This is a genomic window from Aquamicrobium sp. NLF2-7 (assembly GCF_022359935.1).
Classification (GTDB): domain Bacteria; phylum Pseudomonadota; class Alphaproteobacteria; order Rhizobiales; family Rhizobiaceae; genus Mesorhizobium; species Mesorhizobium lusatiense.
The window spans coordinates 46,851-70,426 of record NZ_JAKSED010000002.1; the positions used below are offsets into that span (position 1 = coordinate 46,851).

Annotated in this window: 22 protein-coding genes and 1 pseudogene; 5 read left to right on the forward strand and 18 right to left on the reverse strand. The window is 61.4% G+C overall.

The window, feature by feature from the left end; genetic code table 11:
- Window positions 1-459: 459 nt before the first annotated feature.
- The 6 genes from MIC97_RS17085 to MIC97_RS17110 all read right to left on the reverse strand — a co-directional run bounded on the left by MIC97_RS17085 (window position 460) and on the right by MIC97_RS17110 (window position 5,016).
- A complete protein-coding gene (locus tag MIC97_RS17085) occupies window positions 460-1,407 on the reverse strand; it encodes an outer membrane beta-barrel protein (RefSeq protein WP_239801216.1) in 948 nt (315 codons plus the stop codon).
- Complete coding sequence (locus tag MIC97_RS17090) at window positions 1,314-2,810, reverse strand: TonB-dependent receptor (RefSeq protein ID WP_239801217.1); 1,497 nt, start codon at window positions 2,808-2,810, stop codon at window positions 1,314-1,316. The genes MIC97_RS17085 and MIC97_RS17090 overlap by 94 nt, the downstream gene beginning before the upstream one ends.
- 21 nt (window positions 2,811-2,831) lie before the next feature.
- Entirely contained in the window at window positions 2,832-3,359 is a 528-nt protein-coding gene (locus MIC97_RS17095; protein ID WP_239801218.1) for an STN domain-containing protein, read from the reverse strand.
- 221 nt (window positions 3,360-3,580) lie between these two features.
- The gene (locus MIC97_RS17100; protein ID WP_239801219.1) at window positions 3,581-4,279 is read right to left on the reverse strand and encodes a FecR domain-containing protein; all 699 of its coding nucleotides are present in this window, start codon (window positions 4,277-4,279) and stop codon (window positions 3,581-3,583) included.
- Between the two features lie 141 nt (window positions 4,280-4,420).
- Window positions 4,421-4,720, reverse strand: coding sequence for a FecR/PupR family sigma factor regulator (locus MIC97_RS17105; protein WP_239801220.1), 300 nt, complete (start codon window positions 4,718-4,720; stop codon window positions 4,421-4,423).
- A 5-nt stretch (window positions 4,721-4,725) separates the two neighbouring features.
- Window positions 4,726-5,016, reverse strand: a complete 291-nt coding sequence (locus MIC97_RS17110; protein ID WP_239801221.1) for a sigma factor-like helix-turn-helix DNA-binding protein — start codon at window positions 5,014-5,016, stop codon at window positions 4,726-4,728.
- Window positions 5,017-5,593: 577 nt separating this feature from the next.
- On the opposite strand from MIC97_RS17110, the gene paaG reads away from it, so the two are divergent.
- The 3 genes from paaG (at window position 5,594) to MIC97_RS17125 (ending at window position 8,131) form a co-directional block, all read left to right on the forward strand.
- The gene (gene paaG, locus MIC97_RS17115; protein ID WP_239801222.1) at window positions 5,594-6,406 is read left to right on the forward strand and encodes a 2-(1,2-epoxy-1,2-dihydrophenyl)acetyl-CoA isomerase PaaG; all 813 of its coding nucleotides are present in this window, start codon (window positions 5,594-5,596) and stop codon (window positions 6,404-6,406) included.
- Between the two features lie 111 nt (window positions 6,407-6,517).
- Window positions 6,518-7,114, forward strand: coding sequence for a TetR/AcrR family transcriptional regulator (locus MIC97_RS17120; protein ID WP_239801223.1), 597 nt, complete (start codon window positions 6,518-6,520; stop codon window positions 7,112-7,114).
- A 57-nt stretch (window positions 7,115-7,171) separates the two neighbouring features.
- A complete protein-coding gene (locus MIC97_RS17125) occupies window positions 7,172-8,131 on the forward strand; it encodes an IS481 family transposase (protein ID WP_239800073.1) in 960 nt (319 codons plus the stop codon).
- A 131-nt stretch (window positions 8,132-8,262) separates the two neighbouring features.
- Here the strand turns inward: MIC97_RS17125 and paaZ are convergent, their stop codons facing one another.
- The 7 genes from paaZ to MIC97_RS17160 form a co-directional block, all read right to left on the reverse strand.
- Complete coding sequence (gene paaZ / locus MIC97_RS17130; protein WP_239801224.1) at window positions 8,263-10,320, reverse strand: phenylacetic acid degradation bifunctional protein PaaZ; 2,058 nt, start codon at window positions 10,318-10,320, stop codon at window positions 8,263-8,265.
- 94 nt (window positions 10,321-10,414) lie between these two features.
- A complete protein-coding gene (locus MIC97_RS17135) occupies window positions 10,415-12,226 on the reverse strand; it encodes an AMP-binding protein (RefSeq protein WP_239801225.1) in 1,812 nt (603 codons plus the stop codon).
- Between the two features lie 73 nt (window positions 12,227-12,299).
- A complete protein-coding gene (locus MIC97_RS17140; RefSeq protein ID WP_239801226.1) occupies window positions 12,300-13,115 on the reverse strand; it encodes an ABC transporter ATP-binding protein in 816 nt (271 codons plus the stop codon).
- Window positions 13,115-14,296, reverse strand: coding sequence for an ABC transporter substrate-binding protein (locus MIC97_RS17145; protein ID WP_239801227.1), 1,182 nt, complete (start codon window positions 14,294-14,296; stop codon window positions 13,115-13,117). Before MIC97_RS17145 ends, MIC97_RS17140 begins: the two co-directional genes overlap by 1 nt.
- Before the next feature lie 22 nt (window positions 14,297-14,318).
- Window positions 14,319-15,362 (reverse strand): branched-chain amino acid ABC transporter permease, encoded by a 1,044-nt coding sequence (locus MIC97_RS17150; protein ID WP_239801228.1) that lies wholly within the window; start codon window positions 15,360-15,362, stop codon window positions 14,319-14,321.
- A complete protein-coding gene (locus MIC97_RS17155) occupies window positions 15,362-16,243 on the reverse strand; it encodes a branched-chain amino acid ABC transporter permease (RefSeq protein ID WP_239801229.1) in 882 nt (293 codons plus the stop codon). Before MIC97_RS17155 ends, MIC97_RS17150 begins: the two co-directional genes overlap by 1 nt.
- Window positions 16,240-17,076 carry an ABC transporter ATP-binding protein gene (locus tag MIC97_RS17160; protein ID WP_239801230.1) on the reverse strand — a complete coding sequence of 279 codons (837 nt, stop codon included), beginning with the start codon at window positions 17,074-17,076 and terminating at the stop codon, window positions 16,240-16,242. The genes MIC97_RS17155 and MIC97_RS17160 overlap by 4 nt, the downstream gene beginning before the upstream one ends.
- A 418-nt stretch (window positions 17,077-17,494) precedes the next feature.
- Between MIC97_RS17160 and MIC97_RS17165 the strand changes: the two genes are divergently transcribed.
- Window positions 17,495-18,091: a TetR/AcrR family transcriptional regulator gene (locus MIC97_RS17165; RefSeq protein ID WP_239801231.1), complete on the forward strand. Its 597-nt coding sequence runs from the start codon at window positions 17,495-17,497 to the stop codon at window positions 18,089-18,091.
- 58 nt (window positions 18,092-18,149) lie between these two features.
- Here MIC97_RS17165 and MIC97_RS17170 read toward each other — a convergent pair.
- Window positions 18,150-19,330, reverse strand: a pseudogene (locus tag MIC97_RS17170) (acetyl-CoA C-acyltransferase).
- A gap of 158 nt (window positions 19,331-19,488) precedes the next feature.
- Between MIC97_RS17170 and MIC97_RS17175 the strand changes: the two are divergent.
- Entirely contained in the window at window positions 19,489-20,130 is a 642-nt protein-coding gene (locus tag MIC97_RS17175; protein WP_239801232.1) for a transglutaminase family protein, read from the forward strand.
- A gap of 203 nt (window positions 20,131-20,333) precedes the next feature.
- On the opposite strand, the gene MIC97_RS17180 is transcribed toward MIC97_RS17175, so the two are convergent.
- From MIC97_RS17180 to otnK, 4 genes are all read right to left on the reverse strand, one after another.
- On the reverse strand, window positions 20,334-20,729 hold the full coding sequence (locus tag MIC97_RS17180; RefSeq protein WP_239801233.1) for a hypothetical protein: 396 nt from the start codon (window positions 20,727-20,729) through the stop codon (window positions 20,334-20,336).
- Between the two features lie 169 nt (window positions 20,730-20,898).
- Window positions 20,899-21,666, reverse strand: a complete 768-nt coding sequence (locus MIC97_RS17185) for a TIM barrel protein (RefSeq protein WP_239801234.1) — start codon at window positions 21,664-21,666, stop codon at window positions 20,899-20,901.
- A 2-nt stretch (window positions 21,667-21,668) separates the two neighbouring features.
- Entirely contained in the window at window positions 21,669-22,319 is a 651-nt protein-coding gene (locus MIC97_RS17190) for an aldolase (protein WP_239801235.1), read from the reverse strand.
- A 3-nt stretch (window positions 22,320-22,322) separates the two neighbouring features.
- Window positions 22,323-23,576, reverse strand: coding sequence for a 3-oxo-tetronate kinase (gene otnK / locus MIC97_RS17195; RefSeq protein ID WP_239801236.1), 1,254 nt, complete (start codon window positions 23,574-23,576; stop codon window positions 22,323-22,325).

Sequence of the window (23,576 nt, forward strand, 5' to 3'; positions counted from 1 at the left end):
GGTTCGATATTTCCTGCCACCGACAACCGGCAGACTACAGGACGGCTCAAGCGCCGATGCCCGCTCCCTCTTGACCGGATGCTGCTGCCAGCGCGGTTGGGGCGGCGATACGATCTGCACCGGAGACAATCCGGCTTTCAGAAAGACCTGAAATGCACAAATTCGGCATTGGCATTGATGCCAACCCCATCCATCAGCAGCACCCTGGCAAGCGTGAAGACTATGCAGACCTGCACGGCAGCTAGGACGAAACGCTTCCGTGGCACACTTCAGGATGCGCTCCCTCACCGCAAAAGGGCTGTTCCGCTGCTGGTCGCATTCCCATCTGCACTCCCCGGCTCAATCTGACAGATCCGCCATCACCGCGGGAAATCTGTCGAAGCAGGGTGATCCTCAAAGGTCCGGTATCCGCCGTCCCCGCAAGCCCGGATGCAACGGGAACGGCTTTCTTCCTGCAGATCAGAACCTGTAGGACAGGCCGACCTTGAAATCGTGCTGCCTGAGGTCGATGCCATATTCGCCGTCGACATCGTAGGGTCCGGCTGGCGTCAGGGCGGTCTGCTTCCAGGTGAAATCCTTCTTGGAGCCGAAATCCGAGAAGGCATATTCGGCCCGCAGAGACAGCTTTTCCGTTATGGCCTGTTCCAGACCTGCGCCGATCGTCCACCCGAGATAACTTTCATTCTGATGGCTGACCGAAGGCGCCGGAGGAGTGAGGATGTTGGCGCCATTGGAGAAGGTCATGGAATGGCTGTAACTTCCCCAGGCAACACCGGCTGTCACGAAGGGCAGATAGCGTCCGAGCGCATATCCGGCTCTTCCATTGACGGACGCCGACCAGTTCAGCCGGGAATCGATTTCCACGAAATATCTGCGGTCGATCCCGGATGAGGTAACATTGCCGGACCACGCGCGCATATCGTTGAGATGCACGTCGCCGAAATTGACGCCGGCGCCGACACCAAGGACGAGTCCACCGTCGAACTGGTGATCGTAACCTGTGTGCAGCCGGCCGCTGTAACCTCTCGTGTCATAAGGGATATTCAAACCGGTACTGGGAAGGCGGGTGATTGGAGCCAGAATTCGGTCATTCTCCGCCTGCGCCCACGAATATCCGCCGCCAAGCCCGAGATGCAGACCGGACCAGTCGACGGAATGATCTTCAGGAATGCCGGCAGGCAGGACAGCGCCGAACAGTTCGGATACCTGCTGCGGGAACAAAGAGCCTTCGCCAAACTTCACCGTAGCGCCGCCAAAGATACGCCGACCCGGCGCGGCATCCTGCGACATGGCCGGCATGTAGTTTACATCGGTCAGGTTGGTGACGTTGGCGAAGAGGTTGAGCCTGTCCGACGGCTGGTGCCCGGCGCATTCTCGAACCAGCGCATCGAGCCGCTGCCGAAACAATGCGAAATGATGAAGTTCTTTATGTCCTTCTGATACCATGCCGTCTTGAGGCGCAGCGCATCATCCGGCGTGAAAATACCATTCCGCAGAATATTGGCGCCGAATTCCCAGCCTTTCGCCTCTTCGGGCCTGAGGGCCGGATTGGGCAGGAAACTGGCGTTCACGCCGCTGCCGTGGGAGCCGCCGAAGAACATTTCATTCACCGTTGGCGCCCGGAAGCTCTCCTCATAGGTGCCGTAGACCTGCAGCCATTCGAGCGGCTTTGCGGCCAGCGTGACCTTGGGGCTCAGCTTGAACTTCGCTTCGTCGATATCGAAGTCACCACGCCACGGTGCATCGAAAGGGCTTTCGGTGATGGTGTAGCGGGCGGGATTGTTCCAATATGAGTTGCTTGGCCGCGTGACAGTGTCCCGGCTGGTTCCCAGAACGCTGTCGTAGATGGTCCAGTAGTTTTCGGGCACGTTGCCTGTCGTGCCCGAACTGTCCATCGTGTAGACGTCATAACGCAAGGCCGGAATGAGTTCGAACATGCCTGCCGACAAAGTCCCCTGCACAAACCCGCCGCCCACGCCGGACACTCCGTCCGGATTGGCGTCGGCCGTGCTGTTGCCGGAAAAATCGTTCCGATAATATTCGAGGCCATAGTCGAGCTTGAGCCCGTATCCGTCGAAATCCCAATGCGAGGTGTTGGTGACGTCGAAGCCGAGCGCGTTTGTGGTCATCACGCGGCCATCATAGGACAGCGAACCTGACCACTCGGACTGCGTGCGGTTGAGATAGCCGTTTACCCGCAGGTCGATGAGATTGCTGTCGGGCGTGTAGGCGTATTTGGCGGTGAAGGTCTTGTTGGTCACCGTCTGCCCGTAGAAGTTGGCGACGAAGTCGGTGGTGTAGAAGACCCCGCCGAGATCGAGGCGATGCTCGTCGTTCGGGCTGAGGGAAACTTTCAGAAGGCCCGACTTCACGTCGCGCCAGCTGTTGTTGACCAGCGTACCATCACCATCCTCGTAATTGCCGATGCTGGTGAGGTTGACCGCGCCGAAGACGCCGCCGCTGTTCTCGTTTCCGGCAAGGTCGAAGCGCCCGCCGCCGGCCTTGGTGATCGACATGTCGTCATTCTTGTTGCCGCCGAAAGTGGCCGTGATCTGCGCGGCCGCCTTCTCATGCGGCAAAAGCACATCGTCGACGGTGAGCGTACGGTAGTTGACGGCACCAGCCAGCGTGCCGGCGCCGCCGGCGGTGGCGATGGCACCCTTGGTGATGTCGATGCCGGAAATGAGCGACGGCTCCACATAGGTGCAACCGGCGGGTCCATGGACCATGAAACGGTAGTTCTGGCGCACGCCGTAGATAGTGCTGATGACACGGCCCATGCCTTCCAGCCCGCGAATGTTGACGGCCATGCCCGGCTGGGCTGCATTTTCTCAGCTATACACGCCCGCGACAGAACGGACGGCATTGTTGAGATTGTGACCGTAACTGGTAATCGTTCCGGCATCGATATTGGCGACGGAGGCAGGCGTTTCGTAGATTTCGTCAGGAGACTGCTGCCAGGCGGAACCGCGCAGGCCCGCACCACCCGTTCCGCCAGTGACGTCAATTGTTTCCAGCACGACAGCCCCGGCGCCATCCGTGGGGTTCGCGGCAAGGGTGCCGCGACCGGCGATCACCACCGCCCGGCCATTGAGACGATAGGCCAGACCGCTGCCTTCAAGCAGGCGCTCCAGCGCGGCCCCGGATGTCAGCCTGCCGCGAACCTCGGGAGCCGCGACGCCACGCACGGCCGCTGCATCGACGGAGACCTGCAACCCGGCCTGACGGCCATAAAGCACAAGGGCGGTCGAAAGCTGCTGGGCGGGAATGTCGAAATTCCGCTGCTCCTGTGCAGTCGCGGCCTGCTGCGCCAGAACCGGACCGGCGGGCAGCACCGAAACCAGCGCCGTACTCAGCAACAACGCCGCGCCGAGCCTGCGCCTTGCTCCGCCGTGACAGTTTTCCCCGACCATTCCACACCCCATCGCCCTGCTGTTTCCCGGACACGCAAATCCCAGCCGTGCCCTTTCAGTGAAAGGACGAAGCAGCCCGGCTTTTTTTCAGAGAAAAATGCTCGGGTTTTTTCTGGCGCAGAAAAATTTCAGGATCTTCAGGGAGATAGGGGCCGGAGCAACGACTGCTACCAGCCTGACACCACGGTCAGCCAGGGACTGATGAGGCGTAAGGTGGCGCCATGGGTTTCGGCCACAGCCAGCAAGGCCTCGTCCGGCGCCCTGAGATCGTAGATGCCGGTAACGCGCCGCGCAGCCAGACCGGAGCCGATGATGATGATGCGCCCGCGCTGATAGCGGCCCAGCACCCGCACCATCTCATCCACCGGCCGGTCCTGCACCACCAGCAGGCCCGATCGCCGGCCCCCTGCCAGTTCCGGATCGGACCTGCCCCGTTCTGCATGGCCGGTCTGGTCTATGCTGATCCAGTCACCGGCTTCCAGCGGATCCGTAGCCATGCCGGGCGCTCTTGCAGATGCCACCGCCACCTTGCCATGACCGACGGCCACCGAAACGGCATCGGGATCGGAGCGCACATCGAAGGCGGTGCCGAGAACGGTGGTTGTGACCCCGTCGGCACTGACGCGGAACGGACGGCAGGCGTCGCGCTGAACCTCGAAGTAGGCTTCGCCTGACAGAATTGTCACGCGCCGGGTGGTCTCGTCGAATGGGACCTGAATGGCGCTTTCGGCGCCGAGCCAGGCCACGCTGCCATCATCGAGCCGGATCGCGCGGGTTCCCGCCACGCCTGTGGCATGATCAGCCATCATCCAGATCGTGAGCGCTGGCTGCAGCAGCACCAGCGCAAACAGGGCGACAATGCCCATCGCCGCAGCAGCGGCAAACCGGCCGCGACGGCGGACTGCAGGCCGGCGGCCTTTCGCGCGTGCGGCTTCCGGCGAGCCGTGGCGGCACTCGAGAGCAGGCTCCGCCGCGCCGAGCACGCCCCAGACATGGCTCGCCTCCGCCTAGGCACGAGCATTGGCCTCGTCCTGCGCCAGCCAGACCTCGAAGCGCGCGGCAAGGGCCGCGTCGTCCGGCTCTTCCTGCAAGGCGATCAGCCAGCGCAGCGCTTCGTCTTTTGGCCTGTTCGGGTTTTCGGCTTCGTGAATCGCAACGTCTCCGGATGACTTTGCGGCAACGTTGGTGCCGGCTGTCCGCGTTTCCATGCCTTCAACTATAGAACGCATGACATGGGCTATTTTCAGAAATGCCAGAAGACGACGCCACTCACCCACCTCGCACAAGCCGCCGCCGGCAATGTTCAAGCCCCTCATAAACCAGCGCGTGGGCAAGTGCGACCGGAAATACCGAGAGGCGCTGCTATGTCCCTTAGCTTGAAACCGTCGAAGCGGTGCATCATCAGGGCAATGCGGTTCCGCTCAAGCAACTCGGCCATGGCTTCCATGACGAGGCGCAGCTCGTCGCGCGAGACCAGCGCATCTTCCGGCAACGGCCGGTCGGCAGCAATGGAGCCGTATTCCGCCTTATCATCGACGGTCCGGCACTCACTGGAAAGACGCCGCGTCCAGTCGATGGCAAGGTTGCGCACGATGCGGCGCAAATAGCCGGGGGCTCGTCGAGCGTCCGCTCGCCGGCGGATGAGCGAAAGCGCAGGAAGGCCTCCTGCACCACATCCTCGCCACGCGAACGGTCGCCGACGATCGCCCTAACCGGAGATACTGACCCATCGTTCAAAGACTGTGTGCTTTGAGATGGCGGGAGATGGCTTACGGCTACCCAATGTCATCAAATAATGAAAATCGCGCGGAAGGGCAATGACGGCACGCCGCTATCCCCGAGACACCGGCAATGTCTCCATCCTCTGCCGTAACCAAGCCCGGATCATCACCGCGAGTTCGCCTCAGGACCCTTGAGGCGTCGGCAACGGGGAGCCGACAGAAATGGCCGCGATACAGCATCCGGAGATGCATCCCGCTGCCGGTGACGGAAAAGTCGTTCCACTGTTTTTTTCCGCATCAACACAAGACAGCCGGAGATCGACACCACGTAACTGCGTGATGTTTCGAACGCTATGATGATGGCACAGACCCATACAAAGCGGGCCAGACATCATGACAAAGCGGCAAGATAGTTCAAAAATTATTGACTGTCCGGCCGGTTTATATAAAAGTAGGATCATGGGGAATAATTCTGCAAACACTCCTGCGGGCGCTGCCGTGCTGCTCTCTGATGTGTCGGAGGGTGTGTTTACACTCACCCTCAATCGGCCGGAACAGCTGAACGCATTCAACGAGGAACTTCATCTGGCCGTGCGGGCAGGGTTTGAGAAGGCGCGGCTCGATCCTGAAATACGCGCTGTACTCCTCACCGGCACAGGGCGCGGGTTCTGCACCGGGCAGGACCTGTCCGACCGCGATCCCACCAAAGGTGCCCCGGATCTCGGCCATTCTCTGGAAACTTTCTACAATCCGCTGGTACGGATGATCAGAGCGTTGGAAAAGCCCGTCGTTTGCGCCGTCAATGGCGTGGCTGCAGGAGCCGGCGCCAATATCGCGCTTGCCTGCGACATCACGATAGCTGCGCGCTCCGCGCGCTTCATACAGGCGTTTTCGCGACTGGGCCTTGTTCCGGACTCCGGGGGAACCTGGCTGCTGCCGAACCGCATCGGCGAGGCCCGCGCCAAAGCGCTGGCCCTGCTGGCAGAGCCGCTGGACGCGGAAACCGCCGCACAATGGGGCCTGATCTGGCATGTCGTTGATGATGACAGGCTGCCGGAGGAAAGCAGGTCGGTCGCTATGAGGCTGGCCGCCGGCCCGACTGTCGGTCTCGGGCTCATCAAAAACGCAATCCATGCCGCCTCCGCCAACACGCTCGACGCACAACTCGACGTGGAGCGCGATTTACAAAGGCAGGCAGGCCGCAGCCGCGATTATGCGGAAGGCGTATCGGCATTTCTGGCAAAGCGCGCTCCCGTCTTTACAGGCAGATAGCGCTCATGCCGTGGCATCTTGCGCCGGACCTTGGTGATGGCGCAGGATAGGCGGCTGAATACGGCCGGGCACCCGCCGCCCCGCCGGAGGGGACAAGAAGAGTAAAATATCATGGCACGCACAAGGGCGGCTGATTTCGAGGACAAGCAGCGCGCTATACTCAAAAGTGCCGCCGCCGTTTTTGCAAAGCAGGGCATGGACAAGGCGTCCATGTCGATGATTGCCAGTCACAGCGGCGTTTCAAAGGCGCTGCTCTATCATTATTATTCGGGTAAGGATGCGCTGATCTTCGATATCGTGCGCACCCATCTGACCGAGCTGGATGAAGCCATCGAAACTGCCGACCGGCCAGCAGAACAGCCCGAGACAAGGCTCAACCTACTGATCCGGGCGGCGCTCCACAATTACGAGGACGCAGATCATGAGCACAAGGTGCAGATCAATGGCACCGATACGCTCTCGGCGGAGCAGATGAACGAACTCAGGGCGATCGAGCGCCGCATCGTGCGCCGGTTTTCCGGACTGCTGAAAGAAATCAATCCCGGCATAGATGAGAACCGGCCCTATCTCATGCCCGTTACCATGTCGCTCTTTGGGATGCTGAACTGGGTCTATATGTGGTTTCGCCCCGGCGGTCCGGTGAACCGGGAGGAATATGCGGATCTGGCAACCCGGCTGATCCTGGAGGGCGTCAAAGCCGTTCGCTAGGTGTTTGATCCCACGGTTTAATGGTGCGATCCTTTCTCTGGAATGGAGGGAAGCCCTATGGGACAAATTCGTCACGGCAGCGCCACGACCACGCACGCTGTCCGAGCAGCAATACAGCGATCGCAAGCTTCGCTCGCGCAACTGAGCAGGGAGTTGGGTATCAACCCCAAGACCGTTGCGAAATGGCGCAAGCGCGCGACGGTAGAGGATATGAAGACGGGGCCGTCAGAGCCGCGGTCCACCGTCCTCACCGAAGCCGAGGAGGCGATGGTTGTGGCGTTCAGGCGCCATACGCTTCTACCATTAGATGATTGTCTTTACGCCCTGCAGCCCTCGATCCCGCACCTGACACGATCCGCACTGCACCGGTGCCTGCAACGGCATGGCATCTCGCGCTTGCCGGATGTGGAGGGCGACAAACCTAAGCGGTCGAAGTTCAAGCGCTACCCCATAGGGTTCTTCCATATCGACATCGCCGAGGTTCAGACCGCTGAAGGCAAACTATATTTGTTTGTCGGTATCGACCGCACGAGCAAGTTCGCCGTGACCCAACTCGTCGACAAGGCCGACAGGAAGACCGCCTGGGAATTCCTTCAGCATATGCTCGAAGCCGTGCCCTACCAGGTCCATACCATTCTCACCGACAACGGTATTCAGTTCGCAGAGCAGCCTCGGAACCGGAATACCATCTACTCCCGGCCGATGCGCTTTGACATGATCTGCGAGGCCAACGGGATCGAGCACAGGCTGACCAAACCCAACCATCCATGGACCAATGGCCAAGTCGAACGGATGAACCGCACGATCAAGGAGGCCACCGTCAAGCGCTTCCATTACGACAGCCACGAGCAGTTGCATACACACCTCGCCGACTTCATGGCGGCCTACAACTTCGCACGAAGGCTCAAGACCCTCGGCGGTCTCACGCCCTACGAATACATCTGCAAGATCTGGACATCAGACCCGGATCGATTCATCCTCAATCCGATCCACCAGATGCCGGGACTGAACAACTAGATCATTTCTGCTTTTCTCCGAAGCACCGAAGCGCTTCATCTTTTTGTTTTGACGGCATTTATGCGATGCTGCGTTCTGCATGGGCTTCCGGGAGCGAGTGGGCCGATCAGAGCCACCCGCTCCCCTGATCATCACTGCGAACGGGTTCTCGCCACCATGGTCAGCACATCATAGCTGGCAACGACAGCGCCGTTCTGGTTGGTGACCTGACAATCCCAGCGCACCTCGCCGTAATCCGTGGTGGCGCGAGGATTGACGTCCTTGCATGTCAGGCGAACCTGCAAGGTATCGCCCGGATAGACCGGCGTCAGAAAGCGGAGATTGTCGAGACCGTAATTGGCCAGAACCGGACCCGGAGCAGGATCGACGAACAGCCCTGCTGCGAAGGACGCAACCATGTAGCCATGCGCCACGCGTCCTTCAAAGAAGGGGTTTGCCTTCGCCGCGTCCTCATCCATATGGGCATAGAACGTATCGCCGGTGAAGGCCGCGAAGTGCTCGATGTCCTCCAGCGTGATCTGGCGGGCTGCTGTGATGAGCTGGTCGCCAGGTCTGAGTTCGGCCAGCGATTTGCGGAACGGGTGTTCCTCGCCATGGGCCGCAGCAGCTCCCTCCTGCCACCTGCCGGTGATGGCACTGATCAGACTGGGAGCACCCTGAATGGCGGTGCGCTGCATGTAGTGTTTTACCGAACGCATGCCACCCAGCTCTTCGCCACCGCCGGCCCGGCCCGGACCGCCATGCACGAGCGCCGGCAAGGGCGAACCGTGTCCGGTCGAGCTTTTTGCGCTGAGCCGATTGCCGATCATCACCCGGCCATGGAAGGGGGCGAGCCCGAGTGCCATATCCCGGGCGAAACTGGCATCATTGGTGAAGACCGAGGCAACGAGACTGCCCTTGCCGCGGCGCGCCAGATCCACGGCTTCGGCAGCGCTGTCATAGGGCATGACGGTGGCAACCGGCCCGAACGCCTCGACATCATGCACGACATCAGCGGCAAGCGGTGCATCGCAATAAAGCAGGACAGGGTTGAGGAAGGCTCCGGCCTGCGGATTGCCACTGACGAGCCGGGGATTATCCGGATCACCGAACACGACTTCAGCCGCACGCGACAGATCGCGGATGCGCTCCCGCACCTCCTCGCGCTGCGCAAGGCTTGCCAGCGGCCCCATGCGCACGCCCTCATCCGCCGGATTGCCCAGCGTCGTCTTCCCAAGGCGCTCACGCAACTCATCGATCAGCGCCGGACATTGCGCGCGCGGTGCCATGACCCTGCGGATGGCCGTGCATTTCTGCCCGGCCTTGACCGTCATCTCGCGCACCACTTCCCTGATGAAGAGGTCGAACTCCTCACTGTCGGGGCCAGCGTCGGGCCCCAGCACGGCGGCATTGAGACTGTCGGCTTCCATGGAGAAGCGCACTGAATTGGCAAGGATGGCCGGATGCCGGCGCAATGTCTGGCCGGTCGCCGCAGAACCAGTGAAGGTGACGACGTCCTGACCATCCACATGATCGAGGAGATCGCCAACGGAGCCGCAGATAAGCTGCAATGCACCTTCCGGCAGAAGGCCGCTTTCGATGATGCGCCGCACCATCAGCTCCGTGAGGAAAGCCGTCTGACTGGCCGGCTTGACGATGGCCGGCATGCCAGCCAGCAACGTTGGCGCGAGCTTTTCCAGCATTCCCCAGCAGGGGAAGTTGAAAGCGTTGATGTGAATGGCGACGCCGGTTAGCGGCGTCAGCACATGCTGGGCGCTGAAGCTGGAATCGCGTGACAGGGGTTCGGGATCACCATCCAGCAGGAGATGGGTGTTCGGCAGTTCGCGCCGTCCCCTTGAGGCATAGGACAGCAGCGTGCCGATTCCGCCTTCGATATCGATCCAGCCGTCATTGCGGGTCGCACCCGTTGCAAAGGACAGCGGATAGAATTCCTCCTTGCGCTCCATCAGCATCTGGCCAAGGGACTTGAGCATGAGGGCCCGCTCATGGAACGACATGCGCCGCAGCGTTTCTCCGTGCCGGCGCCCGTAATCGAGCACCGCCCGGAAATCGAGACCCGTCGAATCCACCAGCGCCACCACTTCGCCGGTCGAGGCGTCATGCAGGGCAACGCCTTCGCCCGCGCCTTCCAGCCAGCTTCCACCGATGTAGCTCTGCAGCTTCCGGGCCTGCCCGCTTGAAAGTTCCATGCCTTTATCCTTCACCTGATTGATATGCGCGAAAACGCGTTCGCGACCGCACATAGCGTGCGCGGCCAGCGTGAGCGGCAGCGGAGATGAGCGCTCAGGCTCTGGCGTAGAGCGCCTCGATCTCCGCCGTGTATTTCTTCTGGATGTTGGAGCGGCGGACCTTCATGGTCGCCGTTACCTCGTCGTCGTCATGATCCAGTTCCTTGGTCAGCAGATGGAAGCGCTTGATGCCAGCCACCTGCGCAAGCTGGGCGTTGGCGATAGCGATCTCCTTTTCCACCAGTTCGCGTACCCCTGGATTTTCCGAAAGATTCCTGAAATTGGTGTAGGCGATGCGCTCCTCCTCGGCCCATTTGCCTACCGTCTCGTAATCGATCTGGATGAGGGCCGAGACGAACTTGCGCGCCTCGGCAATGACGATGCATTCCTTGATGTAGGGGCTGCCCTTGACGGTGTTCTCGATCTCGGAAGGGCTGAGGTTCTTGCCGCCTGCCGTGATCATGATGTCCTTCAGGCGATCGACGATCCTGTACTGGCCGTCCTCAAGCACGGCGACGTCGCCGGTATGCAGCCAGCCATCCCGGATGGTCGCCTCGGTCGCTTCGGGAGCCTTGTAGTAGCCGGAAAAAACCGTGTCGCCCCTGACCAGAACCTCGTCCTGATCGCCGAGCCTGGCTTCGACGCCAAGTAACGGCGTGCCCACGCAGCCGGAGCGCACGTCACCGACGCGCTGGCCGATGGCGACGCCGCCGGTTTCGGTCGCGCCATAGATTTCCACCAGCGGCACGCCGATGGTGCGGAAGAAGCGCACGATGCGGGGCGAGATCGGTGCGGCGCCGGTCATCGCCACCTTCGCCTTGCGCAGGCCGATGTAATTCTGCAAGGCGCGGAATACCAGAAGATAGCTGATCAGATAGCGCAGCTTCTCAGCCGGAGTGCGGGCAGAGCGGGGCTTTTCGGCGAACGGCTCGCAGCCTTCATAGGCCCAGCCGAACAGTTTCCGGCGCCAGGGACCCGAATCCAGCATGCGCACATGGATAGAGGAATGCAGCTTCTCCCAGATGCGGGGGACCCCAAGGAACATCGAGGGCGCGATCTCGCGCAGGTCTTCCTGAACCGTGCGCAGGGATTCGCCGAAATTGATCTGCGTGCCGCAATAGATCGGCGCGAAGGTGGTCATCATCTGCTCCGCGACATGGCACAGCGGCAGATAGGACAGATGCGTCATCTCCGCCGTGATGCCGAACAGGTCGGCAACCGCGATGGCCTGCGCGCGGATGTTGCGATAGGACAGCATCGCCGCCTTGGGCTTGCCCGTCGATCCGGATGTGTAAATCATCAGGGTGATGTCATCAGCCGTCTGGCGCTCCAGACACGCATCGATGAAGCCCGGATCAGCCTTGCGGTCGGCAGTACCCAACTCTTCCACGGCATCGAAGGAAACGACGATGTCGCTCGGATAGGTCCGCATGCCTTTCTTTTCGACGACGACGATCTTCTTCAGGCGTGGAAGCTGGTCGCGCACCTCCAGCACCTTGTCGACCTGTTCCTGATCCTCGCACACGATGATCTCGGCATCGGAATGCTCCAGAACATAGCCCACTTCATTGGCCGGGCTGGTCGGATAGACGCCGACCGCCACCGCCCCGATCATGCCCGCGCCAAGCTGGGCCAGAACCCATTCGATGCGGTTCTCGGAGAGGATGGCGAGGTGCCCCTGCTGCGACAGGCCGAGCTTGCGCAGGCCATGGCCGACAGCAGCTGAGCGTTCGAAATAAGCCGCCCAACTGACCGGGTTCCAGATGCCAAAATCCTTCTGCCGGACAGCAATGCGGCCCGGCGTGCGCCTTGCCTGCTCGCGCAGCATCTGCGGCAGGGTCAGTTCGGGAAAGCTTGACGGTGCCATGTCCTTCAAATCCATGTCTGCCCGCGCCGGCATCCGCCGGCGACGCTTCAAATCGGGTCGGCCGGCCGGCTCTTCAGGAGAGCCAGCGCTTGCGCCGCTTGTAGTGCTTCACGTCGCGGTAGTTCCTGGCATCTTCGCCCGAACTCATACCGAGATAGAATTCGCGCACGTCCTGATCGTTGACGAGGCGTTCCGTCGGCCCGTCGAGCACGATCTTGCCGCTCTCCATGATGTAGCCATAGTGAGCGATGGCGAAGGCCACCGCGGCGTTCTGCTCGACCAGCAGCATCGACACGCCGGTCTCGCGGTTGATGCGGGCGATGATGGTGAAAATCTCCTCCACCAGCAAAGGTGACAGCCCGAGCGATGGCTCGTCCAGCAGGATGAGCTTGGGCTGGGCGATCAGCGCGCGGCCGATCGCCAGCATCTGCTGCTCTCCGCCCGACAGGTAGCCCGCGCGGCTATGCCGGCGCTCGTAGAGGCGCGGGAAATAGCCATAGACGAGATCGAAGGACGGCGGCCTGGTACCACGGCCGGTCTGGGCATAGGTGGCAGCGGTGAGGTTTTCCTCGACTGTGAGGTCCTCGAAGATGCGCCGCCCTTCCATGACATGGAAGAGACCGCGTCGCACGAGGCCGTGCGGCGTGTCTTCGGCGACCTTGCGCCCGTCGAAGTCGATGGCTCCGGACGTCACCGCACCATCCTCCAGTTCGAGAAGGCCAGATATGGCCTTCAGCGTCGTGGACTTTCCGGCTCCGTTGGAACCCAGCAGCGTTACGACCTGACCGCGTCCAACGGAGAGTGACAGGCCGCGCAGCACCTGGATCGTCTTGTTATAGACGACCTCGATGTTCTCGACCGAGAGGATGGTTTGGCTGGTCACGTTCATCAGTCCTTCAGGCTGATCCAGTCCGACACGGGCTCCATGCGCCTGGCGCTGGCGCTGTACTGGTAGATGCGCCCCACCGGAATGGAATTGCCCGATATGCTGATCGGCACGCCGATGATGCCGCCGGTGTCGAAATCCTGAATGGAGTTCAGCGCGGCCTTCAGGTTGGCGCCGTTCAGTTCCTTGCCGGCATCCAGCGTGCGCTTTGCCGCCTCCGTCATCAGCATGGCAGTGAGGAAGCCCTGCGTGTAGCCGGTCGGCTGATACTGAGGACGCATCTGGCGGATGCGCTCCAGCATCGGAGCGTCGGCCGCATCATCGTAGTAGTAGCGATAAGGCATGACGCCCATGAAGCCATCGGCATGCTCGCCCACATCTTCCCAGATACTGGAGTCCATCGACCAGAACGTGCCCATAAACTTGGTTTCAAGGCCGAGCTGCCTCGCCTGAGTCATGAATTCCGGCAGAGGGGACAGGATGTAGCCGTGGAAGATGGTGTAGTCGGGCCGTGCACGGCGCAGCTTGAGAACTTCGGTCGACACATCGACGGCGCCCGGCGGCGTGATGATCTGTTCGACGACTTCCAGACCAAGCTCCTTCGCCCGCGCCGTCGAGGGCTCGATCGGATCGCGGCCGAACTCGCCGTCGGAATTGACGAAGACGATGCGCGCGCCCGGCTTTTCCTTCGCGATGTGCTCAAGCAGGATCGAGACCATCTGCGAATAGTCCGGACCGGCGATGAACTGGTTGGAGAAGGTCTCCGGATTGTTGATCTCCGAGGCAAAGGACACGCTGCTCAGCATGATGTCGCCGCGCCGCTCCAGCTCCGGGTTGATGGTGCGGGAGAAGCCGGTCGAATCGCCGTAGTAGAGATGGATGTTCCTGTGCTGGGTCGTCAGCTTGTTGAAGATGGCGACAGCCTGATCGATCTGGTGGCCGGTGTCCTCATAGACGAAGCGGACCTGCTTGCCGTTGATGCCGCCTTCCTCGTTGATCATCTTCACGTAGTCGCGGATGCCGGCTTCGATCGCCACGCCCGCAAAGGCGAACACGCCGGTCAGCGGCATGGAACCGCCGATGATGATTTCGTCCACGTCCTGCTGCGCAAAAGCGGGTGCGGCAGTTGCCAGCACCGACGACGCCAGCAGCGCCATGAACGTTCTCCTGGTAATGCCCGACATTCCGGTCTCCTCCTTGTTCGGGTTATTTCTTGAAAGGCCACAGGTGGAAGAACCGGCGGATGCGCTGGACGATTTCGGCCAGCCCCTGCGGTTCAAACACCAGAAACAGCATGATCAGCGCGCCAAAGGCGATGGTGCGGATCGGCGACAGAAGCGAGCCGGCATCCGCCACATAGGGCGAGGCAGCCTCGACCGCATAGCGCAGCACTTCCGGCACAAGCGTCATGAAAATGGCGCCGAGGATTGCACCCAGAATGGACCCCATGCCGCCGACGATGATCGCGGCGAGGAAGAAGATGGAATCGGCAAGCGTCAGGCTCTCCGGGCTCACCACGCGGAAGAAGTAGACCCACATTCCGCCCGCAACACCTGCATAGAAGGATGAAATGGCAAAGCTCATCAGCTTGTAGCGCAGCAGCGGAATGCCCAGCACACCTGCCGAGATGTCCCGGTCGCGAATGGCGATGAAGGCGCGGCCAATGCGGGTTCGGAACAGATTGGCCGCCCCGATGACCATCACGACGGTGATCGGCATGAATACCCAGTAGAGCTGGAAATAGGTGGTGAGCTGCGTTCCAAACAAGCTGGCCGGCGGCACCTGCAGGCCGCGTGCGCCGCCCGTCACCGACGTCCAGTTCAGGAAGACGAAGTGCAGGATGATCGAGGCGCCGATGGTGGCGATTGCCAGATAAAGTCCCTTGACCCGCAGCGAAGGAATACCGACCAGCATACCGACAGCTGCCGCAACGCCACCGCCCAGCAGCGGGTTCAGCAGGAACGGCATGCCCGTGTTGCGCTCCAGCCAGGCGACCGTGTAGGCGCCGACCGACATGAACGCCGCCTGCCCGAGGCTGACGAGACCGGTATAGCCGGTGAGGATGTTGAGGCCGGTGGCGCTGGCGACGTTGATCAGCACGAGACAGGCCAGATAGAGCCAGTAGGAGTCCAGCACGAACGGTGCTGCAACCAGGCTGGCGGCCAGCACGCCGCACCATGCCATCTGGGTGCGGGTGCGGATCAGAGCCTCGTCGGCAAGATAGGTTTGCTTGGCAGTGGCGATACGCATCAGAGCCTCTCGATCTCGCGGGTGCCGAAGAGGCCATAGGGCCGGACCATCAGCATCAGGATCAGGATCAGGAAGGTGGAGACGGACTTGTATTCGCCGCCGAGATAGGTGCCGGCCCAGGCCTCGACGAGGCCGATGACCAGTCCCGCGATCAGCGCGCCGGCAACCGAATCCATGCCGCCGACAATGACCACGACCAGCGCCGAAAGGCCGAAGGCGCCCATGGTGGGAGAGATACCGCCGATGGCGCCAAGCAGAACGCCTGCGCCGGCAGCTGCCCCACAGCCGATGATCCACGACAGCGAGAAGACGGCCGGCACGTTGATGCCACAGGAATAGGCGGCAGCCTGATCGCTGGCCGTGGCGCGCAGGGCGACACCGCCGCGCCAGTAGCGGAACAGCACAAGGAAGACGGCAATGACGACAGCCGCAACACAGAAGCCGACCGCGATCTTGCGCGACACATAGAGTTCGCCGATGAACACGGGAGCGCTGCCAATGAAATCAGGCAGGGTGCGCGGATTGGCGCCCCAGATGAACTCGACGAGGCCGACCAGAACGGAGCCGAGCCCCACAGTGACCATGAAGATCGAGATCGGGCTCTCGCCCAGCATGCTGCGGATGACACCGCGCTCGACGATGCCGCCGATGATGCCACCGCCGGCGATGGCCAGCGGCAGCGCGAGCCATGGCGACAGGCCGAGCCCTGCCGCAAAGGCAAAGAATATATAGGCGCCCATCATCAGGATCTCGCTGATGGCGAGGTTGATGACCTGCGTTGCCTTGTAGATCAGCACGAAGGCCAGAGCTGTAAGCGACAGCAGCGCACCGGAGCCGAGACCCGCAAGCGACACCTCAAGAAAAAACAGAAAATCACTCATGCGGCGCGCTCCGCAGCTTCACCGGCCAGCTTCCTCATCAGCGCCGCCGGATCGCCCGATCCCAGATAGGCGGCAACCACATCGGGATTGTTCTGCACCTCGTGCGGCAAGCCGCAGGCGATGACCTGACCGAAATTGAGCACGACAACATGGTCGGAAATATCCATGACCATGCCCATGTCGTGCTCGACCATCAGGATCGTGGTGCCCCACTCCTCCTTCACATCGAGAATGAAGCGGGCCATGTCCTCGGTTTCCTCGCGGTTCATGCCGGCGACAGGCTCGTCGAGCAGCAGGATGCGCGGACGCATGGCCAGCGCGCGGGCCAGTTCGACGCGCTTCTGAAGGCCATAGGAGAGCGAACCCACCGGCATATGCCGGATATGGTTGATCTCCAGAAAATCTATGATGTCGCGCTCGATCTCGGCGCGAAGTTCCATTTCCTCGCGCGCCGCCCTGCCGAAATAGGTAAGCGCCTGCAGGACATTGGTGCGCATATGCGCATGACGGCCAAGCTTGATGTTGTCCAGAACCGTCATGCCGCGAAACAGCGCGATATTTTGGAAGGTACGGGCAAAACCCAGCTTTGCGCGCTGCGGCGGCGCAAGGGCGCTGACATCGCGCCCATCGAAGCGAACCGCGCCGCGCTGCGGCTGGTAGAAACCCGAAATGCAGTTGAACATCGAGGTCTTGCCGGCACCGTTCGGACCGATCAGAGCGGTGATCTTGCCAGGATCGGCGACGAAGGAAGCGTCGCTGATGGCCTTCAGCCCCCCGAAGGAGAGATGAAGCCCCTCAAGCTCAAGCCGCCCGGGCGCAACGGAAACGCTCACGGCAAAACCCTCCCTGCCACATGCAGGCGATCGGACATCATTTCGACTGGCCTCCCGGCTTGCAGAACGCCCAGCACCAACAGCTTGCCGGGAACTCGTCCGCGGCAACCTTCAGGCAGCGCCTATTCCTGAAATCATCTCCCTGTCCATCCGGAAGAAGCTGCCATCTGAACGGCAAGCGCTTCTTCCCCGGATCGGACTTAAAGCTATAATTGACTGACCGGACGGTTTATGCAAGAACTTTTTTGAGACCTTTGCGGGATTTTTTCAGAACGGGAACAAGTGCGAACATATGGGTGTATCGGGCGCCATCAGCATCAGGGCAACAGCCCTGCCAGCAGTCCGCACGAACAACTGTTCTGCCCGCCATGAAATGAAATTCCGGCAACGCGCCGCAACAGGACTGGATCAAGCGGACATGGCCAGAACACGGGCAGCCGATTTCGAGGAAAAGCAACGCAGCATCCTGACAACCGCTGCGAGCACTTTTGCAGAACTGGGAATAGACCGGGCCTCGATGGCCCAGATCGCATCACGCAGCGGCGTATCGAAGGCGCTGCTCTATCACTATTATCCGAGCAAGGACGCCCTGATCTTCGACATCGTGCACACGCATCTGAGCGAACTGGACGATGCGCTGGCGCAGGCAGATGACGCCAATCTGCCAGCCGAGACGCGGCTTCGCCTTATCGTCGGCCAGCTCCTGGAGCATTATCGCAACGCTGACAACTACCATCAGGTGCAGCTTACCGGAAAGAACGTGCTGCCGCAGGAGATGACCGATCAGTTGCGGGCCATCGAGCGGAGCATCGTGGCCCGCTTCTCCACCCTGCTCAATGCAATCAATCCGAAGCTTGACGGTGAGACACCGCTGCTGATGCCGGTCACGATGTCGCTCTTCGGCATGATGAACTGGATGTATATGTGGTTCAGGCCAAACGGTCCGATCAGTCGCGATGCCTATGCCGACATCGTAACCCGGCTGATCATCGCCGGCAGCAAGTCCCTCGTCTGACCACACCGCAGCCGGCCGCGCCGTTTCACTGACGGCGCATCCATTTCTGCAGAAGGTGTCAAACCCGCTCGATGATCAGGGCAATGCCCTGCCCCATACCCACCACATATGCTGCACAGGCCATAACGCCCGTCCGGCCACTCAAGCTGACAGATGGCACTGGTGACGAGGCGCGCGCCACTCATGCCGGCGGATGACCCATGGCGATCGCACCGCCATTGGGGTCCACATGGGGCGCATCATCCGGCAATCCAGGCTCGCGCAAAACGGCCAGCGCCTGTGCAGCAAAAGCCTCGTTCAGTTCGATGCCCTCCATCTGGGCCAGTGTCAGGCCGCTTCCGCCGCGAACCTTGCGTACGGCCGGCACCGGGCCGATACTCATGACGCGTGGCTCCAAGCTCGCGGCGGTCATGGCGCCAGCCCCTGCGAGCGCGCTGCCGCATCAACAGCAATAAGCAAAGCCGCCGCGCCATCATTGAAGTCCGAGGCCTTGCCGGCGGCGACCGACAGATCCGGACCATTGATGCCCTTCAGCCGCGCTAACTGCTCCACGGTGGTATCGGGCGCGGATGCTCATCACAGTCCATAACCAGCAGCTCTCTCTGCGGGATGGTTACAGGCACGATCTCAGTTGCAAACAGCCCCTTTTCCTGCGCTGCGTTCCAGCCCGCCTGATTGCGCAACGCAAATGCATCCTGATCCGCCCGGCTGACCGCGTAGTCGACAGCCACATTGTCAGCGGTCTCGGACATGGAATCGATGCCGAACTCAGCCCTGAGCTTCGGATTGACGAAATGCCAGTCGATGGCGGTGTCGCAGACGGCATTGCTGCGCGAAAAGGCGGCCTCAACCTTGGGCATGACGAAAGGCGCGCGGCACATGCTTTCCACGCCACCAGCCAGCATCACCTTGCAATCGCCAGACCGGAGCGCCCCCGCAGCCATGCCCATGGCATCCATGCCCGACCCGAACAGGCGGTTGACGGTCGTGTCCGGAACGGACACAGGCATGCCAGCAAGCAGCACGGCCATGCGTGCCACATTGTGGTTGTCTTCGCCGGACTGATTGGCGCAGCGATAGATGACGTCATCCACAATGGACCCAGTCCATGCCCGGATTGCGCCGGACAAGACCGGCAAGCGGAATGGCTGAGAGGTCATCGGCACGCACCGCCGACAGGGCTCCGCCATAGCGGCCAATGGGTGCGCGCACCGCATCGCAAATGAAAGCGTCCTGCATGCAGAACCTGCTTCGATCCGCTGCAATTATAAATTGACCGTCCGTCCGGTCTATAATTATATTGTGGATGCAGTTCAACTGGCGGATATGCCGGAGCGTGGTTTGCGCCAGTATGCCGGCAAACCGGCACCGATACTGAGCCGGCAAGGGAGAACACCATGGACGATACGCTGAAGGCGACGCGCTATCTGGATTTCGGGCACCCGTCGATCCGCGACTTCGCGATGGAGACGGCAGGCAGCGGGAATGATGCGTCGAAAGCGGTGCGCCTCTACTACCGGCTGCGCGACATGATCCCCTATTCGCTCAACAGTTTCGGCGTTCGCGAAGAGCTTTTCATCGCGTCGAATGTGCTGGAGGCAGCTTCATCCTTTTGCGTGCCGAAAGCGATCCTTCTCGCTGCTTCGGCACGCGCCGTAGGGGTGCCGGCAAGGCTGGGCTTTGCCAATGTGCGCAATCATGTAACCTCACCGCGCGTCGCCGAACTGATGGATGACGACATCTTCCGCTGGCATGCCTACACATCGCTTTTCCTCAACGGAAAATGGGTGAAGGCGACGCCGGCCTTCGATCAGGCACTGTGCGACCGTCAGGGCATGGAGCCGCTGGAATTCGACGGAAAACATGATTCCATCTTTCATTCCTATGGGCGGGATGGCCGGCTGAGAATGGAATATATCGACTATATCGGCGAGTTTGACGACATGCCCTACACCACCTTCGTGGACGATATGCGCCGCGCCTATCCACGCATGATCGAAGCGTTCGACCCGCAAGGCGCCCTGCAATCCGCGATCTGAACAGGGGAGCGGCTACCGAAGAAGGCAAGTGTGTCACTGGTGGTGCGAAAGCAGGCCAAGTGCCAAAATCACTGGAAGACGCCGGGAGATGCTTGGTCCCATCGCAGACCCTGAGAAACTGCTGGCGGCGCGAGCCCACCTGATCGACAGGCGCGCCGGCAAACGCTCAGAACCGGATAGCCTCGCCTGCACAGCAATTCAGATCAGGTGATCTTGCTGAGATCCCCGGAGAAACCAACCGGCACATAAAGTGCGCCATGGAAAGCGCGCTCCATTTCCGGCTTGTCTTCAAGCTTCATTGCCGCAAGAATTTCCGCAGCATAATCTTCCGCGTTGTCGAGAGGAATGTAGCCGATGTTAGCGCGATTGGGATCGGTATAGAGTTCGCGCGAATTCGCCGAAACGCCATATACGACCTCAAAGTGAATGCCTTTGGCCTGCAGTGAGCAATTCACCAGTTCGACGCAATCACGCGGTCTGAGCCATGTTCCGAGGTGCCGCACAGTCGTCGGTTTTGGCTGGAACGAGGCGATCCGCAGCCCAACAACTTCCATTCCATGCTTGTCCGCATAGAAGCGTCCTAACGCCTCGCCAAGCACCTTGGACTGTGCAGCCCCATGCACCACGGCGCACAGATCGGCGCCGCAACCATCGCACAGCGCCTGCAGGATTACGCCAGACAGACCGGCGATGCCGCGCTCCAGCCGTTCGAACGGTTGCAGGAAATGATCGGGTAGCCTTCTCGGCTATCAGGATTCTGCGGCACTTTCAGCGCAAGGCCGCCAGCCAGCCAAGTCCTGCTTCGGTCGTACCACGGGGCTTGTATTCGGCGCCGAAGTGGCCGCGATAGCCACCCTCCGCCAGCTTCGGCAGGACGGTGGCAAAATCGACCTCGCCTGAATCCGGTTCGCCGCGATCCGGAACGGCGGCGAACTGGACATGGCCGATATTGTGCTTGTGAGCCTCGAACTCCTCAAGCACCGGCTTTCCCGAGCGGCCGACATGATAGCAGTCGAACATGATGCGGATGTTGTCGCGGCCGGTCTCTGCGATGATCGCCGATGCCGTTGCATTGTCGCTGAGGAAATAGCCCGGCGCATCGTGCTGGTTGATCGGCTCGATCAGGATCGTGATGCCTGAAGGTGCAGCCTTGTCGGCGGCGTAACGCAGATTGGCGATGAAGGTTTCGCGTGCTTCCGGCGCAGCGGTCTTGCCAGCCATCACGTGGACAGCGGTCGCGCCGATTTCCGCAGCATACGCCAGTGCCTGATCGATGGCGGCATGAGCATCCTGCTCGCGGCCCGGCAATGCGGACAATCCGAAATCGCCGTTTTCCAGATTGCCGCGCGATGTGTTGAGCCCAAGCACCGGCAGGTCGGTTTCGGCCAGCGCCTGCTTCAGGTCTGCAGCATCCGTCGCATAAGGCCAGTGCAGTTCCACAGCGCTGAACCCGGCACGTTTTGCGGCGCGCACCGCATCCGGCAGCGACAGCTCCGTCCACAGGAAGCCGAGATTGGCTGAAAAGGACAGGCTCATGATTATTCCCACTCGATATTGAAATGATCGACGATGTCGCGCACCTGCGCGGGCGTCAGCATTCTGGGCGACATGCCGCGCGTGAGCAGCGCGAGACGCGCGGTCTCCTCAAGCTCTTCCATGGCGTGAAGTGCTGCTTCCAGATCCTTGGCGGCAACCACAGGCCCGTGATTGGCCAGAAGTACGGCGCTGCGCTTGCCGGCAAGGCCACGGATCGCCTCGCCGATGGCCGCATCGCCCGGCCGGAAATAGGGCAGCAGCTTCACCTTGCCGAGCCTCATCACCGAATAGGGGGTCAGCGGCGGCAGCACATTTCCGGGATCGGTTTCCGGCAGCATGGAAAGTGCCACCGAATGGGTGGAATGCAGATGCACGATGGCACCGGACTTCGCGCCGCGCGTTTCGTAGAAAGCCGAATGGAGCGGCATTTCCTTGGTCGGCGCGTCGCCGGAAATCAGGCGGCCTTGCATGTCGAGCAGCGAAAGGCGGCCGGGGTCGAGCGTGCCCAGCGATGACCCCGTTGGCGTGACGAGCAAGCGGCCATCTGACAGGCGCGCCGATATATTGCCGGATGCGCCGCCTGTCAGGCCGCGATCGAAGATCGAACGCGCCATGGCGCAGATCGTTTCACGCAGACGCGCCTCTTCGCTCACCCCTTATCTCCCTTCCAGCATGGCCAGCGCTTTGGAGAAGAAATCCTCCGAGCCGAAATTACCAGACTTGAGGGCAAGGCCGAAATCCTCGTCGCCAAGGCGCAGCATCGGCACGCCGGGGTCGATCTCGGGACCAACCTGCAAGGCTTCGCAGGCAAGGCCCTGCACCACCGCGCCGGATGTTTCGCCACCGGCGGAGACCAGTCGTTTCACGCCAAGCGCGCGCACCTGTGCCGCCAGACCGGCAAAGAAGGCTTCAATGCGGCCTGCAAGCTCTTCGGTTCCGTAACGTTTCTGAGCGCGGCCAACCTCCTCCGGATCGGCGGAGGAAAACACCAGCGGCGCGCCGTCGAGGTTCTGCTGGAGCCATGCGGCTGCGGCAGCAAGGGTCATGTCGCCGGACATCAGGGCATCTGCCTTGATTTCCAGAAAAGGGTGGCCGGCACGGTAATGCGCGACCTGCGCCCGCGTGGCGCGCGAGCAGGAGCCGGAAAGCACGGCACCCGGTCCTTCAATCGCCTTCCACTGAACGTCGCGGTTGCCGATCAACCCTTTGCGGCGGAAATTTTCCGGCAGGCCAAGGGCGACACCTGAGCCTCCTGTGATCAGCGGAAGATCCGCAGCCGCTTCACCGATGGCGAACAGATCCTCATCCTGCACCGCATCGACGACAACCAGCGTGTGGCCCTGCGCCTGCTGGCGAGTGAGCGCTCCCCCGATGGCCGCCGCGCCGCGCAGCACATCGCTGAAGCCGACATGGCCGACCGGCAGCGCGGTCTGGTGCTGAAGCCAGCGGCGAATGTCCGGGTCGGTCATCGGGGTGAGCGGATGCGCTTCCATCCCGGATTCGCTGAGCAACCGGTCGCCCACGAACAGATGGCCCTGATAGATGGTGCGGCCGGTGGCAGGAAAAGCCGGACAGACGATCACCTTTTCCGCGCCCAGCGCCTTCACCAGCGCCTCTGCCACGGGGCCGATATTGCCCTGCGGCGTGGAATCGAAGGTCGAGCAGTATTTGAAGAAAAACTGGCGGCAGCCCTGTTCACGCAGCCAGTCCAGCGCCGCAAGCGACTGCGCGACAGCCTCCCCTGGCGCGATGCTGCGCGTCTTCAGCGCCACGACGCCGGCTTCCACGCCGGCATCGGCCCTGCCCTGCGGCACCCCGCAATATTGCGTCGTGGCCATGCCGCTTTTGACGAGCGTATTGGCCAGATCGGAAGAGCCGGTGAAGTCGTCACCTATGCAGCCCAGCAGCAT

Coding starts and splice junctions, on each gene's coding strand:
- MIC97_RS17155 (WP_239801229.1), bottom strand. CDS start 16,243: ATGAGTGATTTTCTGTTTTTTCTTGAGGTGTCGCTTGCGGGTCTCGGC.
- paaZ (WP_239801224.1), bottom strand. CDS start 10,320: ATGGAACTTTCAAGCGGGCAGGCCCGGAAGCTGCAGAGCTACATCGGT.
- MIC97_RS17175 (WP_239801232.1), top strand. CDS start 19,489: ATGGACGATACGCTGAAGGCGACGCGCTATCTGGATTTCGGGCACCCG.
- MIC97_RS17125 (WP_239800073.1), top strand. CDS start 7,172: ATGGGACAAATTCGTCACGGCAGCGCCACGACCACGCACGCTGTCCGA.
- otnK (WP_239801236.1), bottom strand. CDS start 23,576: ATGCTGCTGGGCTGCATAGGTGACGACTTCACCGGCTCTTCCGATCTG.
- MIC97_RS17165 (WP_239801231.1), top strand. CDS start 17,495: ATGGCCAGAACACGGGCAGCCGATTTCGAGGAAAAGCAACGCAGCATC.
- MIC97_RS17135 (WP_239801225.1), bottom strand. CDS start 12,226: ATGGCACCGTCAAGCTTTCCCGAACTGACCCTGCCGCAGATGCTGCGC.
- MIC97_RS17150 (WP_239801228.1), bottom strand. CDS start 15,362: ATGCGTATCGCCACTGCCAAGCAAACCTATCTTGCCGACGAGGCTCTG.
- paaG (WP_239801222.1), top strand. CDS start 5,594: ATGGGGAATAATTCTGCAAACACTCCTGCGGGCGCTGCCGTGCTGCTC.
- MIC97_RS17100 (WP_239801219.1), bottom strand. CDS start 4,279: ATGGGCATTGTCGCCCTGTTTGCGCTGGTGCTGCTGCAGCCAGCGCTC.
- MIC97_RS17120 (WP_239801223.1), top strand. CDS start 6,518: ATGGCACGCACAAGGGCGGCTGATTTCGAGGACAAGCAGCGCGCTATA.
- MIC97_RS17140 (WP_239801226.1), bottom strand. CDS start 13,115: ATGAACGTGACCAGCCAAACCATCCTCTCGGTCGAGAACATCGAGGTC.
- MIC97_RS17185 (WP_239801234.1), bottom strand. CDS start 21,666: ATGAGCCTGTCCTTTTCAGCCAATCTCGGCTTCCTGTGGACGGAGCTG.
- MIC97_RS17145 (WP_239801227.1), bottom strand. CDS start 14,296: ATGTCGGGCATTACCAGGAGAACGTTCATGGCGCTGCTGGCGTCGTCG.
- MIC97_RS17090 (WP_239801217.1), bottom strand. CDS start 2,810: ATGGCCGTCAACATTCGCGGGCTGGAAGGCATGGGCCGTGTCATCAGC.